Annotated in this window: 12 protein-coding genes; 5 read left to right on the top strand and 7 right to left on the bottom strand. The window is 36.8% G+C overall.

All coding sequences use genetic code 11. The annotated features are described in order from the left end of the window. Nucleotides 1-18: 18 nt before the first annotated feature. The 4 genes from B3P23_RS11780 to B3P23_RS11795 form a co-directional block, all read right to left on the bottom strand. Entirely contained in the window at nucleotides 19-1455 is a 1437-nt protein-coding gene (locus tag B3P23_RS11780; protein WP_293926170.1) for an alpha-L-fucosidase, read from the bottom strand. 71 nt (nucleotides 1456-1526) lie between these two features. Next, nucleotides 1527-3107: a SusD/RagB family nutrient-binding outer membrane lipoprotein gene (locus tag B3P23_RS11785; protein WP_293926173.1), complete on the bottom strand. Its 1581-nt coding sequence runs from the start codon at nucleotides 3105-3107 to the stop codon at nucleotides 1527-1529. Between the two features lie 12 nt (nucleotides 3108-3119). Beyond that, entirely contained in the window at nucleotides 3120-6344 is a 3225-nt protein-coding gene (locus B3P23_RS11790) for a SusC/RagA family TonB-linked outer membrane protein (protein WP_045755172.1), read from the bottom strand. A gap of 22 nt (nucleotides 6345-6366) precedes the next feature. After that, on the bottom strand, nucleotides 6367-7542 hold the full coding sequence (locus tag B3P23_RS11795) for an ROK family protein (protein ID WP_045755171.1): 1176 nt from the start codon (nucleotides 7540-7542) through the stop codon (nucleotides 6367-6369). A gap of 742 nt (nucleotides 7543-8284) precedes the next feature. On the opposite strand from B3P23_RS11795, the gene B3P23_RS11800 reads away from it, so the two are divergent. The 3 genes from B3P23_RS11800 to pnp all read left to right on the top strand — a co-directional run bounded on the left by B3P23_RS11800 (nucleotide 8285) and on the right by pnp (nucleotide 12431). After that, nucleotides 8285-9499, top strand: a complete 1215-nt coding sequence (locus tag B3P23_RS11800) for an acyltransferase family protein (RefSeq protein WP_293926179.1) — start codon at nucleotides 8285-8287, stop codon at nucleotides 9497-9499. A 196-nt stretch (nucleotides 9500-9695) separates the two neighbouring features. Continuing rightward, nucleotides 9696-9974 carry a 30S ribosomal protein S15 gene (rpsO, locus tag B3P23_RS11805; RefSeq protein ID WP_021191167.1) on the top strand — a complete coding sequence of 93 codons (279 nt, stop codon included), beginning with the start codon at nucleotides 9696-9698 and terminating at the stop codon, nucleotides 9972-9974. A gap of 285 nt (nucleotides 9975-10259) precedes the next feature. After that, nucleotides 10260-12431: a polyribonucleotide nucleotidyltransferase gene (pnp, locus tag B3P23_RS11810; protein WP_045755169.1), complete on the top strand. Its 2172-nt coding sequence runs from the start codon at nucleotides 10260-10262 to the stop codon at nucleotides 12429-12431. Nucleotides 12432-12533: 102 nt separating this feature from the next. Here pnp and B3P23_RS11815 read toward each other — a convergent pair whose 3' ends face one another. Both B3P23_RS11815 and B3P23_RS11820 read right to left on the bottom strand, forming a co-directional pair. After that, entirely contained in the window at nucleotides 12534-12860 is a 327-nt protein-coding gene (locus B3P23_RS11815; protein ID WP_021190954.1) for a DUF493 domain-containing protein, read from the bottom strand. A 68-nt stretch (nucleotides 12861-12928) separates the two neighbouring features. Further along, nucleotides 12929-15211 (bottom strand): GH92 family glycosyl hydrolase, encoded by a 2283-nt coding sequence (locus B3P23_RS11820; RefSeq protein ID WP_293926187.1) that lies wholly within the window; start codon nucleotides 15209-15211, stop codon nucleotides 12929-12931. A 150-nt stretch (nucleotides 15212-15361) separates the two neighbouring features. Between B3P23_RS11820 and B3P23_RS11825 the strand changes: the two genes are divergently transcribed. Beyond that, complete coding sequence (locus B3P23_RS11825; RefSeq protein WP_045755008.1) at nucleotides 15362-16366, top strand: LacI family DNA-binding transcriptional regulator; 1005 nt, start codon at nucleotides 15362-15364, stop codon at nucleotides 16364-16366. On the opposite strand, the gene B3P23_RS11830 is transcribed toward B3P23_RS11825, so the two are convergent. After that, nucleotides 16350-16796, bottom strand: a complete 447-nt coding sequence (locus B3P23_RS11830) for a methionine-R-sulfoxide reductase (RefSeq protein WP_248754822.1) — start codon at nucleotides 16794-16796, stop codon at nucleotides 16350-16352. The two genes, B3P23_RS11825 and B3P23_RS11830, sit on opposite strands and share 17 nt — an antisense overlap. 395 nt (nucleotides 16797-17191) lie before the next feature. Here B3P23_RS11830 and B3P23_RS11835 point away from each other — a divergent pair, with 395 nt between their 5' ends. Further along, nucleotides 17192-18457: a c-type cytochrome gene (locus B3P23_RS11835; RefSeq protein ID WP_045755006.1), complete on the top strand. Its 1266-nt coding sequence runs from the start codon at nucleotides 17192-17194 to the stop codon at nucleotides 18455-18457. Nucleotide 18458 lies beyond the last annotated feature (1 nt).

Genomic DNA, 18458 nt, shown 5'->3' on the forward strand with positions numbered 1-18458 from the left:
CAACTGGAATAAAGGTAGTTAATGACTTTGTAACCGAATTACTGTGGAAAAGCTCAATTTGGTGTTTGGACTTTTTAGTGTAACCTGATTTTTATGTTGAGACCAGGTTAATTTTCCTCTGTGTCCTAAGATGGATATGCTTTTTACTTTGAAATTTTCAGGTATCTGAAAGACATATTCATTTGGTTGTTGATAGGTATCTCCTTCTGACAGGTGGAATACATTGACGATTTTACTATCCTTACTTCGGGTATAATAATAATCACCTTGATGATACGGAGCTATAGTTCGTGTTGAATACACGGCGGTTTGGTTGATCTTCATCCATGTCGCCAATTCATTTAAACGGTCGTATGCAGCTTGATCGTAATCACCTTTGGGGCCAGGAGCGATGTTCAGAAGATAGTTTCCACCACGAGAAATAATTTTGACGAGGGTTTCGACGATTTTCTTTGTTGGTTTGTAATTGTCATTAGGAACATAGCTAAAGGAATCTCCCATGGTGATACAACTTTCCCAAGGTATATCTAAGGTCTGTTCGGGTATTGCCTGTTCTGGCGTAACATAATTTTCCCATTTACCGGGTACGGTGCGATCAACGACAATAATACCGGGTTGATTTTTGCGAGCCATAGTACCTATGCGATCCATATCTATATCTTGCTCCACTTTAATAGTGCGCTGCCATTCGACAGATGGATCAATCGTTTTAAATGGTCTTACCCATCCGCCATCTAACCACAGAATATCTACTTTTCCGTATTCTGAGGTGAGTTCGTTAAGTTGATTGTACGTGTAGTTCTTAAATTTCTCCCATCTTTCTGGATGTTTTGCCGGGTCATAATTTACGTTACGATCTTTAGGCGGGAAATAGTTCCACCAATAAAAATCGGTATGCCAATCTGGTTTTGAAAAATAAGCCCCTATTTTAAAGCCATCATTTCGGAACGTATTGAAGATCTCTTTGGTGATGTTTGCTTTTGGATTTGCTGAAAATGGTGTATTGGGAGATGTGACTTTGTAATCTGACTCTTTTGTATCGAACATGGCAAATCCATCGTGATGTTTAGTCGTGAATACTACATATTTCATTCCTGCTGCTTTGGCTGCATCGGCCCATTTTTGCGGATTGAAATCTGTTGGATTAAATGTTTTTTGTAAATTTTCGTAATTCTTTACATAGTCAAAATAGTTTTTTCCATGTTCAGGTTTACGTTGCGTCCAGCCTTCATCTTCAGGACATAAGCTCCAACTTTCCACAATACCCCACTGACTGTATGTGCCCCAATGCATGAAGAGTCCGAATTTCATGTCTTGCCATTGTTCGAGGTTTTCGATCACCTGTGGGTCGGTAGGTTTTTGGTAGCCACCCGATACATTGTGTGCTTGAGCAAAGACCAATGTTGTGCTTGTTGCAAGCAATGCGGTTGATATAAGGGTTTTCAGTTTTTGCATATATAAATATAATTAAAATGATAAAAAGAAAGCCACCCGAGAGTGGCTTTCTGAAATAGAAATAGGACTAATTAATTGACGTCCCAGAATATTTTGGTTGTTCTTGTATCTTTAGAACGAACAGCTTCGTAATTTTCTGAGTTAACAGATATCTCTCCGGTAGGATATAATAGTCTTAATGGAGGAGTGGCGTAATTGGCTAGCCCAGCTGTTAATACTGTGATTTTTGGATAACCAGTTCTTCTATATTCAGACCATGCATGCTGTGCTTGTAGGAATCCATAATGAACCCATTTTTGGGTCAAAATTAATTCTAATTTCGTTGTTAAATTTCCGCTATATTTGGCTGTTGAATTAGTAACAAAATCATTAATAGTCGCGTCATTGGGCTTAGTTTCAGTTTTTAAACCTGATGTATTTAAATTATTTAGATAATAATAAAAAGTAACCGACTGTTTAAGCGCTAGATCATAAGCTGCTTTTGCATCTGTATCACTACCCCATCGTAGGTAAGCTTCAGCTTTAGCAAAGTTTGTCTCTGATGCTGTGGCAACAATACCAGGTAGTTTTGCATTATCAAAGAATGTTGCTGAGTCTAAGACAGCATACTTTTGAAAGTTTGTCAATATGTCATTCTCTGTGAATGTAATCGGCATTGCATTATATTCCTTATTTGGGGTAAATTTACCATCTTTAGTTACACCGAACTTATCATAGAATACGGGAATACGCGGATCATTTGCAGGTTTCATTGTTTTATTCAACATATAATCCGTTGCATATTGATTATTGCCTTCCATTAAAGCGTCACGCAATGTTGCAGTATTGGTTGTTAATGGTTGAAGTAAAATATCTGTGCTTCCAGGTAGATAATTTGCATTAGTAGCTCCGTCTACCAGAGGGTATGTACTTGGATTATTCAACATTTCTAAAACTTCCGTTTTCGCTTTACTTTCATCTACATTTGAAATTCGCATTAGTAGTCGTAGACGTAAAGAATTGGTGTATCTTCTCCACTTATCAATTCCGCCACTATTTAGAATATCAAATTTTGAAAAATCACCCGTAGTTGCTGCCTTACTGAAATAGGTGTTAAGTGCTTTAAGGTCTTCGATAAAAGAATAATATAACTCTTTTTGATCATCGAATTTAGCTTTTTTTGCAATACTTGTTAATGGTAGACTTCCAGCTTCTGAAAATGGGATATCTCCAAAATTATCAATTAATTTGGACGCTTCATCGTACATGACCACTTTACCTGCTTTAAGAAAAATTTCTTCTTTAGCTTGATTTTCTGGACTTAATGCAGCATAAGCGGCCTCCATCTTTCTATAAACACCCAGTACCCCAGGGGCATAGAAGTCTGTCCAATATCCATAGGAATAACTATCACCTGGCTGATACATGGTGTTGCCAGGTATAAAAGAGGTCGTCTGCGTATAAATAGATTGATTGGATAATATAAATGTTCTATAATGCCAATAAGATGGTCGAACCCGATCGTTGTTTAGCAGATCCGCGAAGAATCCCGGAATACTCGCTTCAGTTGTTTGATCGGGATTGTTAAATGCATCTTCCAATTGTGATTTACATCCCGTAAATCCAAGGGTTGATAGCGCTAAAAATAATACTATATAAAATGATTTGTTCATGATTAGTTACGGTTAAAAATTAGCATTCAATGAAAATCCAAAACTTCTTGTTGCAGCATTTGAACCAACGTCTACACCTTGTGACCACCATTGACTTCCAACTGGTGATTCTGGATCAAGATTTTTCAGTGTTCTATAGAAGTAAAATAGATTTCTACCCAATAGAGATACTCTTAGATTGTTTAATTTAAGTTTTTGAGTGACAGAAGATGGAATTCGGTAACTAACTGATAGTTCACGCATTTTTATGTAAGAGTTATCATATACCGCTCCTTTTTCTGTCCATGAATTGGCTCCCCAAGCAAAAGTATTCATATAATATTCAGCGGCACTTAGATGCACATCATTTTTAGCACCAGTATTCTCATTTATACCATCCAAGGTAACCCCCGTTTCTCTGTATTCCATGGTGTTTTCATAAGCGCCGGTTCCCATGGCATATTTTTGATTTTCAGAAACCATTTTACCGCCGAAACGATAATCTACTGTGAAATCTAATGATAAGTTTTTATAGTTGAATGTATTTGTCATACCACCAATTGCTTTTGGTAATATATTTCCTACATGTTTGTACTTTGTTTTATCAATGACATAGTAACCTTCATTGGAGATTAGATTATTGCCTTGTTCATCTTTAGCAATATCGTAGGCATAAATATTACCTAATTTTTTACCAACTTCTGCAACAACTTTTAAAGAGTTTTCATCCGCACTGTAGAACGTTAGCATGTCTCCACCACTATTTAATTTATCAACCATTGTTCTATTGAAGGAATAGTTAAGACGTGTATTCCAGCTGAAATTTTCACGTCGAATAGGTGTGCCTGTTAATGAAACTTCTAAACCATTATTGGAGATACGGCCTATATTTGTCCATTGAGAAGTCGCTCCTGCTGATGCTTCGGTTGTTAGATTTAGGATCTGATTATCGATATAATTGTCATAATAGCTGACATCCAAACCTAATCTGTTTTGTAAAAATTTCAATTCTAGACCATATTCCCATTCATATTTCATCTCTGGCATAAGGCCCAAATTTCCATAACTACCGCTATATGTCAATGAAGGCACAGATCCGTTGATTGTAGCAATAGCATTTTGACTGTTTGCAATATTTGCCACATAGATTCCAGCATCATTTCCAACAATACCATAGGAAACGCGTAATTTACCGAAGTTGAAATCTGAAGATTTCCAACCTAGTGCATCGCTAAAAATAAAGCTTCCGCTAACAGAACCATACTTGTAGTTGTTGTTTCCTGGAGGCATAGTGGAAGAATACTCCGAACGATAAGTTCCATCTAAATATGCAAATCCTTTATAACCGATATTGGCCATTCCGAAATAAGCATATTTTATTTTTTTCTTACGTTCATTACTTGTTGTCGCTGGTGCATAGCTATTGCTTAAACTAAACCAGTTTTCTTTTACAAGCCCACTTTGTGTCGTTGACGATTGGTCATCGTAGTTTTCTTCTCTAGATTGGAAGCCGGCACTTACACTATAATCCCAATCATTATTTATTTTGTTGTCGTAAGTGGCCAATACATCACCATATAATATGGAATACAATCCTTTTGATGTACTGAATCCTCCAGAACTATTTGTTGTGGAATTATAACGAGTTGCATATTCGTTGTACTGTTTGTTTGTAATCGCAGCTGAGGTAAAATCATTACCAATACGACCTCTTAATTTGAGGTGGTTCACCACATTCCAATTCAAGGTAGCGCTAGTTAACAAACGGTTTTCTGTTTCGTCGTAGCTGTTTTTGTACTGGGACCAAAAATAATCTAGCAAATTGTATGGTCGGATCGTATATTTGAAATCCTCGTCACGCCCTGTACCGAAGGCTGAATACTTATAGCCATCTGAAGTCTGATACTTTTCTTTTAATACAGACATATCTTCTGTACGGCTAAAGAAACCTCCGTAGGATCCTAAGACCTGCCCTAGTAATGCCGAGCGATTATGCGTCTTTGTGTTCGTGTAGTTAGCAACGAGATCCAAAGACAATTTTTCGTGCATTTTAACTGTACTATTTAGATTGAACGTGTTTCTGCTTTGTTTTGAGCCTGGACTCGTACTTTTATAATCCATACGCGTACCACTCAAGCGATAATTCACCTTATCCGTTTGATTGGAAATAGCAAAGTTAATGTTGGAATTGTAACCGGTATCGAAAATGTCTCTATAGTTGTTTTCTCGTGCTTCGTATTTTTTGGTTGAACCATCCCACCAGCTAACTTCTTCGCCTGTAAATTTAGGGCCGAAGTTACCATATGAGCGGAAGTATGGTCGTCTTCCTGAAGGTGATTTTGTGTCTGTAATCCAACCTTCCTCATTAGCACCATTTGCTAGATTGGTAGCTGCATCATATCCCGGGCCATAAGTATTTTGGAATTTTGGTAAGAATGCGGCACGTTCTATAGAACCATTGTAATTAAAATCAATGCCTAATCCTCTTCCTTTGATACCTTTTTTTGTCGTGATGACGATAACCCCACTTGCTGCATCAGAGCCATATAGGGCACTTGCCGCAGATCCCTTTAAGATAGACATGCTTTCAATGTCCGCAGGATTAATATCTAACATTCCATTACCACGTATCCGTTGGTCATCCCAATAGTTGTTATTATTAGCTCCTTTCGTTCCATATTGTTCGTCATTACGGATAATAACACCGTCTACAACATACAATGGCTGACGTTGATAATTTAGCGAGTTAATACCGCGAATCTGAACATTTACAGCACTTGATGCACCTCCTGGTGCTGTTGTAATTTTTACTCCAGAAACCTTACCGTATAAGGCTGATCCCACGTTGGTATTTCCAGCCTTAGTAAGCTCCTCGGCTTTGATCGTGCTTACGGCATAACCTAATGCTTTGGACTCTCTTTTAATACCCATTGCGGTCACTACAACTTCATCTAGCGCTGATGCATCTTCTGTTAAAGCGACATTAATCGTTTTAGTTGAGCCAACAATAATTTCCGTTGTTTTATAACCAACGTTAGAAAAACGTAATGTTTCTCCTTTTCCAGCCTGAATGGTAAAACTACCATCTGCTGCTGTTTGTGTTCCGCGTGAAGTCCCTTTTACGGAAACCGTTACGCCGGAAACAGGTCCTGTTGCATCTGTTACCTTTCCTGTAATAGATTGCTGTGCGAATAAGGATGTTGCACTAAATAAGGTGCATAATGCTAATCCCGCACTTTTTGTGTAAAAATAACTCATACGAATTGGTTGAATAATTTAATTAGTTGGTTTTTATTAGTGTTTGTATTAAGTTTTCGATAATAAAGGCTGCTGTTCCTACGCTTTGAGCTTGTTTATTCGTTTCCGATATTCTGATTTGCGTTGCTTGTGCCAGTCGTGGTATGCAAAATTCATTGATCGCTGTTTGGATTTGAGGCATCAGGATTGTTCCTGCTTTGGCGCCTCTTCCGCTGATGATGATGACTTCTGGATTTAGGATATGAATCAAGGTGGCAATTCCTTTGCCTAGCATATAACCAATCTTTCCAAGACTGGCTATAGCCAATTGATCTCCGTTGATGGCACTTTCTAATAATGCGTCTCCCTGAGCTAAAAGGTTATTCTGTTGTTCAGACTCTAAACTGGATTTTTCTCCTGCATTTAATGCTGCCTGAACATTTTTTACTGCAGCAGTTAGTGATGCTTCGACTTCTAAACAGCCTTTTTTTCCACATGAACATAATTCGTTGCTATCACAAAGTGGTATGTGACTAAACTCTCCAGCATAACCGCTAGATCCTTTGAATATTTGTCCATTAACAATCATACCTAAGCCAACACCCCAATTGAGATTGATGACTAATGAGCTTTTTATATTTTTGGCTGCGCCAAATTTTTGTTCGGCAAAAGCGATACATGTAGAGTCGTTTTCAATAATGGTCGGCATATTGAAATGCTCGCCGATATTTTTCTTAATATGATGTAATTTTGATTGTTTATCAAATGAATCGTTGATTCCTTTCTCCGTATCTACAAATCCAGGCATACTGATACCAATGCCTAAGAAATTTGATCCAGGTATTTTAGAGGAAGTAATCAATTCTTCTGTTAAACTGATAATGATGTCTAAGGCTTTGTCTTTATTTTTTAGCGGGTTGTAAATGTCGACGGTTTCAGCTATGATATTGTTTTTTAAATCAAAGATATAAATAGAAGTATAATACTGATCTAATGCTATAACTAAGGTGTATTTTAATAAATTACTATTGATCTTAAATTGAATAGCTCTTCTACCTCCAGTTGAGGCTGCAAGATCGTTACCTTCAATTAAATTCATCTCTAATAATGAATTTACGGATTTTGTAATAAGCGGTACGCTTTTATTAAAAGTTTTACTAAGCTGTGCAATCGATTGCAGTTTATGAAAGTAAATGGATTTTATAATTTGATCATTCATATTTTAGATTGGTTACCGTAATAGTAAAGTTACAACAATATTCTTAAAAGATGCAAGAACTTTTTACATTTTTTTAAGAAGTTAATTTTCTTAAGAATGGGAATTATTATGATTTGATTTTTTTAGATATATTTAGATAAAGATTAAGCCTTATTTTTCTTTATAATAAAGGGTCGCCGCTAAGTTTTTTCACTTTGTTATTTTGAGGTATTTATTGGAAATCTATTGATAGATAATGAATAGCAATTGCTTGCAAAATAAATTGAAGCTACTGTGGTTTGTAGCGTTGAGCTTTAAAACAATTTTTGAATTAATATCCATTTACAAATTGAATGATGCTTACATAATTCAATTTAGTCCTGTGACCGTTATTTGATTATCTTTTTGCGCGTATTTTAGTTATGTGAAGGTAATGCATGCATTCTTAATTTTGAATTGACTGGGTGGATTAAAAACATCGTACACGGGCTTTTGATCTGGTTGACGTTTTGATAAACATCTTAAAATATTCTTTAAAATGTTTTTATTAGTGTTATATTCTTAATTTAATTTTAGTCAAATTTTTGGATTTTTATATTGAATATGGCACGCTTAAAAAAAATATTTAATGTTATTTTTTAAGTGTTTTGCTAACTATATGGTTTTTTGTTTTGCAGATTGTTGCTTTTTTGGCGTTGCCAAACGAAAACGAGGCTTTTTTTCTGTTCTAAAAAGAATATCTTTGGCTTAAACAATCTAGATTATGAAACAACGTTATTATTCACTTGATGTATTTCGAGGAGCGACAGTTGCTCTGATGATTATGGTCAACAATCCCGGAACATGGGCACATATGTTCGCTCCTTTACAACATGCCAGCTGGCACGGTTGTACACCTACTGATTTGGTTTTTCCATTTTTCTTATTTGCTGTCGGTAATGCGATGTCTTTTGTCATCCCTCGTCTTCAGGAGGCTGGTGATGCTATGTTTTGGAAAAAGGTAATCAAAAGAACTATTTTAATATTTGCCATTGGTTTATTTTTGAACTGGGCTCCTTTTATTCAATGGAGTGGGGATACACTGGGGTTTAAGCATTGGGTCAATCCGGAGAATCCAGAAAAAGGAATTCGAATTTTTGGGGTTTTGCAACGCATTGCTTTGGCGTATTGTTTTGCTTCTATATTAGCTTATTATTTTAAAGAGAAAGCTTTGATCTGGATTTCAACAATTATCTTATTGGCTTATTGGGCTATCTGTGCTTTTGCAGGACAGCCTGGTGATCCTTATAGTTTAGCGGGCTGGTTTGGAACTTCTATTGATATCAAATTATTGGGAATCGCACATATCTATAAAGGGGAGGGTGTGCCTTTTGATCCGGAGGGTCTGATGAGTACTTTGCCAGCGATTGTGCAAGTGGTATTTGGTTATTTGGCTGGTACATTTATTAAAAAGCAGGGACAGGTGGATTGGTTATGGTCTAAAGTTCCTACGAGTAATGAGCCTCATTTTAAATTGCTTTCGGGTTTATTTGTTACTGGTTTTATATTGGTTGTCTTGGCTTGGATCTGGTCATTAGGATTTCCGATCAATAAAAAAATATGGACAAGCTCGTATGTACTATATACTACAGGGCTAGGTATCATGACGATCGGAGGGATGATTTGGTTTATTGAGGTGCAAGGAGTGAAAAATGGTTTAACCAAGTTTTTTGATGTTTTTGGTAAAAACCCGCTCTTCATATTTGTTTTGAGTGGTGTACTACCTCGTTTGGTTGGACTCATCCGCATTCCAAATGGCGTTGGTGAGGATGGAACGCAGGTATATACGAGTGGTTTTACATGGTTTTATATTCATATTTGTAAACCATTGCCAGGACCTCCTGAAGTGGGGTCATTTTTTTATTCTTTATGTTTTCTTGCTTTTATGTGGGTGATCTGTTACTATTTGGACAAAAAGAAAATATACGTTAAGGTTTAATGGTTATACTGCGGTTTATGATTGCCTTTGAATCATAGGATTTAAGGATACTTTGAGCTAAATTTAGTAAATCTGCGTCATCTATTCTGAAGGGCTACTTGATTTTTAATCTGCATTTAATTTGCAAAGTAAAGTTTAAGTACTACCTTTGCAGTCAATTAACAAAAATTTTTAACGCTTTAATATTATTTCAGAGATGTATTTAAGTAAAGAGTACAAAGCAGATATCTTCGCAGAATTTGCAGGTTCGGCAACGAACACAGGTTCTACAGAAGGACAAGTAGCTTTATTCACTAAGAGAATTGCTCACCTAACTGAGCATTTGAAAAAAAACAGAAAAGATTTTAACACACAACGTGCACTACAAATGTTAGTAGGTAAACGTCGTTCATTATTAGCTTACCTGTACAAAACTGACATCAACCGTTACCGTGCGATCATCAAAGGTCTAGGTCTACGTGATATCATCAAATAAGCTTTTAGTATAAAACTTTAGAAAAGCCGTCTTCTTTGGAGACGGCTTTTTTTTGGTTTTTTTTTCTAAATTCCGATTTTTGATATATTTGTTTTTTAAATGTAGATTTTCCACACTAGGATAACAGGAGATCTTTGCTGTTATTGATCAATTATAATTGCATAGAAAAGCAACTGATCTGAGTTTGATTATGAATATTTTACCTTATCTTTGCGGAGAAATTAAATATTTTTATATATTAGGTACGCTGCCAAAAGATGAAAAGCGTATCGCAAATAACAACGAATGAGTTATAACGAAATCAAAACAGTAATTGATATGGGCAATGGCTCCCAGATCGAGCTTTCTACTGGTAAATTGGCTAAACAGGCTGATGGTGCAGTAGTATTAAAACAAGGTGACACGATGCTTCTTGCGACAGTAGTTTCTGCTAAGGAAGCGAAATCTGGGGTTGACTTTTTGCCTTTATCTGTTGACTACCAAGAGAAATACGCGGCTACAGGTCGTATTCCTGGTGGCTTTTTACGTCGTGAGGCACGTTTGTCAGATTACGAGATCTTAATCTCTCGTTTAGTCGACAGAGCTTTACGTCCATTATTCCCTGAAAACTATCACGCAGATACGCAAGTAATGATCTCTTTGATCTCTGCTGATAAAGATATTATGCCAGATGCATTGGCAGGTCTTGCTGCTTCTGCGGCTATTGCAGTTTCTGATATTCCTTTCAATGGTCCTATTTCTGAAGTTCGTGTAGCGAAAATAGATGGTCAATTGGTAATCAATCCAAAAATGTCTGAATTAGAAAGAGCAACTTTAGAATTTATCGTTGCGGGTTCTGCTCAAGATATTGGTATGGTTGAAGGTGAATGTAGTGAAATATCTGAAGCTGAAATGGTAGAAGCTATTGCTTTTGCTCATGAGGCGATCAAAAAACAAGTTGCTGCTCAAGTTGAATTGGCAAATTTGGTCGGTAAGCATGTAAAACGTGAGTACAACCACGAACCTACAAATGAAACATTGAGAGCTGAAATTTTCAGCGCTACTTACGATAAGGTTTATGCTGTTGCTGCTTCGGCATCTGCTAAACATGATCGTACTGAAGCTTTCGCAAAGATTGCTGAAGAATTTAGAGCGACACTTCCTGAGGAATTGGATGAGGATACGAAATTTTTATTCAAAAAATATTTTCACGATGTACAATACGATGCTGTTCGTAATTTAGTATTGGATGAAGGAAAACGTCTTGATGGTCGCGATGTACGTACTGTACGTCCTATCTGGTCAGAAGTAAATTATTTACCTGCAGCTCACGGTTCTGCTGTATTTACACGTGGTGAAACGCAATCATTGACTTCTGTTACTTTAGGTGCTAAAGATGCAGAGCAAATGATCGATGGTGCATTCATCAACGGTTATAACAAATTTATCCTTCACTACAATTTCCCGGCATTCTCTACAGGTGAGGCTAGACCTAATAGAGGTCCTGGTCGTCGTGAAGTAGGTCACGGTAATTTAGCATTACGTTCATTGAGACAGGTACTCCCTCCGGTAGCTGAAAACCCTTATACGATCCGCGTTGTTTCTGATATCTTAGAATCCAATGGTTCTTCTTCGATGGCAACTGTTTGTGCTGGTACTTTGGCTTTGTTAGACGCAGGTGTTAAATTGAAAGCACCGGTTTCTGGTATTGCTATGGGATTAATCTCAGATGAGAAAACAGGTAAGTATGCTATTCTTTCGGATATTTTAGGTGATGAAGATCACTTAGGAGATATGGACTTTAAGGTAACAGGTACTGAAAAAGGTATCGTGGCTTGTCAAATGGACTTAAAGATCAACGGTTTGAAATGGGAAGTGTTAACGCAGGCTTTGGATCAAGCGAAAGAGGCTCGTCTTCATATCTTAGGTGAGATGAAGAAAACGATTGCTGAACCTCGTGAAGATTACAAACCTCATGCTCCTCGTATCGTTCAGATTATCATTGATAAAGAATTTATTGGTGCTATCATCGGCCCTGGAGGTAAAATTATCCAAGAAATGCAACGTGAAACTGGTGCGACTATTTCGATAGAAGAGGTGGATGGTAAAGGTATCGTGCAGATTTTTGCGGATAATAAAGCTGCGATTGATGATGCAAGTACACGTATTAAGAATATTGCGGCTAAACCTGAAGTTGGTGCTACTTACGAAGGTAAGGTGAAGTCTATTATGCCTTTTGGTGCTTTCGTTGAAATCATGCCAGGAAAAGATGGTTTATTACACATCTCTGAGATTGATTGGAAACGTTTTGAGACCATGGATGGTATATTCAAAGAAGGTGATCAAGTAACGGTTAAATTGTTGGATATCGACAAACAAGGTAAATTGAAACTTTCTCGTAAAGCTTTGTTGCCTCGTCCTCCTCGTGAAGATAAACCTGCTACAGATGCACCAAAAACTGATGCACCACAAGCATAAGTTTTTAAAAAAACTTAATCATATACAAAAGCTCACTGAAAAGTGAGCTTTTTTGTTTTTAACAAAAACAGGCTGTCTAATTGACAGCCTGTTTTCGTTTTGTTATAACATGATAACGGATTCTATTTTTGATACTTCTTTGTAATAATCAATTACTTCATCGGCATTATTCACAAAAGTCTCTACAGTGATGGATTTATATTTACCACCTGATGATTCTTTTTCAGCGTATTTGGTGCTCGCATGTGTAAATACCTGTTTTACCTGCTCTATTTTCTCCAAATCGGCTTTAACAATGAATTTGAATTTGTACAAGGATGGAAACTGTTCTACAGCAATCAATTTTTCTTTGAAATTTGTATAGAAATCTTGCTGATTATTTCCGTCTTCAATATCTTGGATATTGATGTTGTTGTTTAATTCTGACATTTTTAATCTCCTTTTGTTGATTATTATCAAAAGCTATTCCATAAATAGTTGCCTGACAGACTTACAGTCTAATTGTCTACTGCAATCGGTCTATCTTGTGGAGCTTTTCCCCAATTTTTATTTGGAGTGCTGCTCATTTCGATTTCAATGTTTCCGCCTTTTAATATTTCATCATATGTAATAAACGATTTTGAGTATGCTACCCCATCACGTTTGATACTTTTGATATAGCTATTTTTCTTGGCTTGATTTTTAACTTTTATGGTTAATTGTTTTGCATTAGGAAGTGTAATGGTCGCTTTTTCCATCATTGGAGAACCGAACACATAAACTCCACTGATCGGATTTAAAGGATACATTCCCATTGCTGAAAATACATACCATGCACTCATCTGTCCGGCATCGTCATTTCCACATAAACCATTTGGCTTGCTTGTATAGAAGTTCATCATTGCTTTACGTGCAAGTGCTGACCCTTTCCAAGCTTCTCCCGCGTAAGCATATAAATAGGGTACATGGTGATTGGGTTCGTTGCCTTGTGCATATTGCCCAATTAAACCTGTAATATCATTGGATGCTTCTTCACCCAATTCGGATGACATTGTTGTGAATTCATCTAATTTTTTTAAGAAGTTTTTATCTCCACCAAAAAGGTTGATCAATCCTTTAACATCTTGTGGAACTAGCCAAGTGTATTGCCAAGCATTTCCTTCACAGTAGTCATTTTCACGGTGCTTGGCCATCAATGGATTGAATGGTCGTCTAAATTCGCCGTTAACTTTTCTACCTACAAAATGACCTACTTCTTTGTCAAAATATTGTTCATAAAGTTTATATCTTTTTTCGAAGTAAATGGCATCTTCTTTTTTACCTAATTTTTCTGCTAATTTAAATGCGCTGTAATCGGCAATTGCATATTCTAATGCCCATGCCACAGATTCATTATCCATGCTGTCGATGGGGATGTATTTTAAGTCACGGACATACTTTAATCCATTTTCATAGCCCATGGCTGTTGTTTTTACTGCTTCCCAAGCCAGTTCATAATCTTTTTCATCCAAGATACCTTTTATGACTGCATCTGCTACTACTGGTATCGCTGGTAGACCTACCATGGTGTTTGTTTCATTACCTTGTAAATGCCAAACCGGTAATTTCCCTTGTTGCTGATAGATGGCAAGCATCGTTTTGATAAAATCTTGATTGATTTTACGGTCTTCTAGCAAATTCATCAATGGATGTAATGCACGGTAGGTATCCCATAATGAAAATACGGTATGATTGGTAAAGTCTTGTTTTTCGTAAACTTGTTTGTCTGTCCCTAAATAATCACCATTGACGTCGTTAAAGATTGTTGGTGCAAAATAAGTATGGTACAAGGCGGTATAAAAAATGGTCTTTGTGTCTGCATCTCCTTCAAATTGAATTTTATTCAGTGTGCTGTTCCATTTGTCGTTTGCTTGTTTTTTTACTTGGGCGAAATCCCATGTTGGAGTTTCAACCTGTATGTTTTCTAAAGCGTTTGTCGTACTGACAGCTGAGATACCAACTTTAATTTCAATGGTTTTATTTTTGATTGCATCAAAAAATAGGGCAGCTTTTATTGCTTGACCTTTTACTGTTGAAGTACCAAATTTTTGATCTTTATCATCGTAAAATTGTACTTTTTGAATAGGTACAGATGTTTTTAAGGCAAAATAAACTTTTTGATCACTTGCCCATCCTGAAGAAAATCGATAACCAACAAACGTACTATCATTGATCTGCTTGATATAAGAATCGGTTGTTTTGTCCCAGTTCATCCTAAAAGAAAGATCAATGAATAAGTGGGCATTGTCCGATTTATTGTATACGTATTGATGATAACCTACACGCTCTGTAGCTGTCAAATTTGCTTGTACTTGGTAATCGTCTAATAGCACACTGTAAAATCCAGGTTGCGCAATTTCATTTTCTTTTTTGAAGCTCGAACCGTAGCCTGTATTCATTTTGTTGAATTCGGCTTGTTGCAATTGTACCTTCCCTGTAGCGGGTACAATCATAATGTCATTGAGATCTCCAATTCCAGTTCCGCTAAGGTGGGTATGGGTAAAGCCTAATATTTCTTTACTTTTGTAATTATAACCACTGCACCAGTCCCAGCCATTAAATTGATCCCATGTCTGTGCTATTTGCGAGGGACCTAATTGTACTGCTCCTAGCGGTACATTAGCGCCTACAAAGACATGTCCATGATCTTCGGAACCGATGAAAGGATTGACAAATGGTGTCAAATTTTGTTGTGCTGCTAAACCTAATGGTGTGAATGCAAGAATACTTAGTAAAATTTTATTGTAATTCAATCGAATCATAAGTAATTAGTTTGGTCTTATTTAGGGGCGAAATATAGTATTTTTTTTGCTTAATAAATCCTTTTAGCTTAAATATTTTTACAATAAATAGCTTTATTACTTTATTTTTTTTTAGATTAGTAACTCAAATTTATAAACATATACGACTTAATGAAGAAGAGAATTTTGATCAGTGACATCGCAAAAGCTTTAGGGGTTTCGGTTACTACAGTATCTTTTATATTGAATGACAAAGCCAAAGAAAAGCGCATCAGTGAGTCGTTGACCAAGCGTGTTCTTGATTATGTGAAAAAGGTAGGCTATAAGCCTAATGAACTTGCTAAGAGTTTACGTACTGGTAAAACCAAAATTATAGGTTTGATTATCGAAGATATCTCAAATCCTTTTTTTGGAAATATTGCACGCCTTATTGAAACAAAAGTCTATGAACAGGGGTATCGTATTATTTACTGTAGTACGAACAATGATAGTGAAAAGACTAAGGAATTAATCGGGATGTTTAACGATCGACAGGTGGACGGCTTTATCATTACGCCTTCAGAGGGAATTGAGGATACGATTTCTAATTTGATCCAATCAAATGTACCTGTTGTTTTGTTTGATCGATACTTGCCTGATGTGGAGACGGATTATGTTATTGCTGATAATTTTCAAGGGGCTTTTGATGCGACTGTCCATTTCAATGAGCAGGGGTATAAGCGGATCGGTCTAGTTTCTCTTTATTCCGATCAAACACAGATGCGTGATCGTTTGGGAGGTTATATGAAAGCAATGGATCAGTTTAAAAAGCAGGCTTATATTAAAAAAATACAATTGGATGCATCAGAATCAGAGGCGATAGATGAATTGCATGAGTTTGTTGTTGACAATAGATTGGATGCTGTTTTGTTTGCGACCAATTATCTAGCGATTACGGGCCTTAAATCTGGTAAGAAGCATAATTACAAACTTCCTGCATTGATTGCGTTTGATGACCATACTGTCTTTAAATTGCATGAACCTGCTATCACGGTAGTTTCGCAACCTATCGAAGAAATCGCGGATCATATTATTAATATTTTACTGCTAAAATTGCAGGGTAAGGCCAAAGCGATTAAACACTTGACATTACCCTGCGAGCTGAAAGTGCGCGAATCTTCTATTTTAAAGGCGTAGTATCTGCGACAAATTTCATAGAAATTGAATTAACACAGTGGCGTATGTTTTTATCGGTTAATCTTTCTCCGATAAAAACATGTCCTAAGTGTGCTCCGCAAGCATTGCATAGAATTTCAGTTCTTCTTCCGTCGGCATCTGTTTCTTTACGAACGGCGCCTGAAATCTCATCGTCAAAGCTTGGCCATCCACAATGCGAATCGAATTTGTCTTCGGATCGATATAAGGGGGCTTCGCATCTTTTACAAATGTATGTCCCCATTGCCTTATTATCTAATAAGGTGCCCGTATAGGGACGTTCTGTGCCTTTATGAAGAATGACATATTCTTCTTCGGGACTTAACTGGTTATATTTTGCTGACTCTTCCATTATTTTAAAAATTGCTGTTTGTTTTTGAGCTGGAGTTTGGTGTTTGTTGCATGAGGTCATCAAAACCATTATGCTATATAAAATTAAGGATTTTCTCATCTTATATTCCTATCTGTAAAGTTACAATTCTCTAATCAATTCTTTGTCAATGTACTGTTAGGAAGAATTTGGATCCCAATAAATTTAAAGTACTGGCGCTTTTTTTATGTCATATTGAAGTCTTATATTTGAAGTTTATCGATTTCCGCCTCGAAGTACAAGAGGTGGTTTAAATCTGCCTTAAATAGTCGTTTTGAAATAATTTAGAACGATTATAAATTGATAAATAACGTCACAAAATTGTCAGGGATTTATTAATAAGTTATACTTTTGTGGCATTACTAGGCAGAGTTTGCTTTGTCTAGAATGGTGTTTAAATTTTTATATTCACAAATAAATAGTATAAAGTGTTAAATATGAGAAATATCTCATCCGTTTTGGGAAAACTTGCGAGGGTAGTATCAATGAGTTTGGTGCTGTTGTTTGCCGTTGCGACGCTGCATGCGCAAGATGTCAAGGAAGGTGAAAAAATCTTCAAAGCTAAATGTACGAGCTGTCACAAAGTTGATAGAAAGGTCGTCGGTCCTGCCCTAAAGGGTATTACTGAGACAAAGTCTGAGGAGTGGTTGATTAAATGGATCAAAAACTCTCAAGCGCTAATTGCTTCTGGTGATAAAGATGCAATTGCCATTTTTGAGGAGTATAATAAATCCGTGATGACTTCTTTTACAGATTTATCTGATGATCAGATTAAGTCTGTATTGGCTTACATTAAAGCTGAATCTGCTGAGAAACCTAAAGAAGAGGGTGCGGCAGGTGGTGCGGCTGCGAAAGATGACAATGCTAATTTATTTATGATCTTCGGGTTATTAGGTATAGTTGTTTTGGCCATTGTTGTTATCGTTGTTTTAAACCGTGTAATCCGTACTCTGGAAAGGGTGATCGCAACTAATCAGGCTGCTGTTGAAGCTGAGGAAGAGCCTAAGACTAACAAGAAATTCTTGGCATTTGCACAGGGTTTTGTTAAGAACAAGAAATTGGTCGGATTTGCTGTGTTGATGTTGGTTGCGTTGTTGGCTGTTGGTGGTTGGAAAACCATGTGGAATGTTGGTGTTCATACAGGTTATCAGCCCGTTCAACCGATTAAATTCTCTCACCAATTGCACGCTGGTGTCAACAAGATTGAATGTCAGTATTGTCATGGTGGTGCTTTTAAATCTAAAAATGCATCTATTCCTTCAGCGAATGTTTGTATGAACTGTCACAATACGATCACAGGTTCTGAGCATTATGATGGTGAGACTTCGCCAGAGATTGCTAAAATCTATCGTGCATTGGATTGGAATCCAGAGACTCGTACTTATGGTAACAACCCTAAGCCGATTCAGTGGGTTCGCATTCATAACTTGCCAGATTTTGCTTACTTTAATCACTCACAGCACGTTACAGTGGCAGGAGTGGAGTGTCAGACTTGTCACGGTCCAATTGAAACCATGGAAGAAGTATACCAATACTCTCCTTTGACGATGAAATGGTGTGTGGATTGTCATAAGGCAACAGATGTGAAATCAGATAACAAATACTACGAAGACTTGATCAAGGCGCATGAAAGCATCAAAAAAGGTGAAAAAATGACAGCGGCGATGATCGGTGGTCTTGAGTGTGGTAAATGTCACTATTAAT

This window comes from Sphingobacterium sp. UBA6320, from assembly GCF_002440335.1.
Classification (GTDB): domain Bacteria; phylum Bacteroidota; class Bacteroidia; order Sphingobacteriales; family Sphingobacteriaceae; genus Sphingobacterium.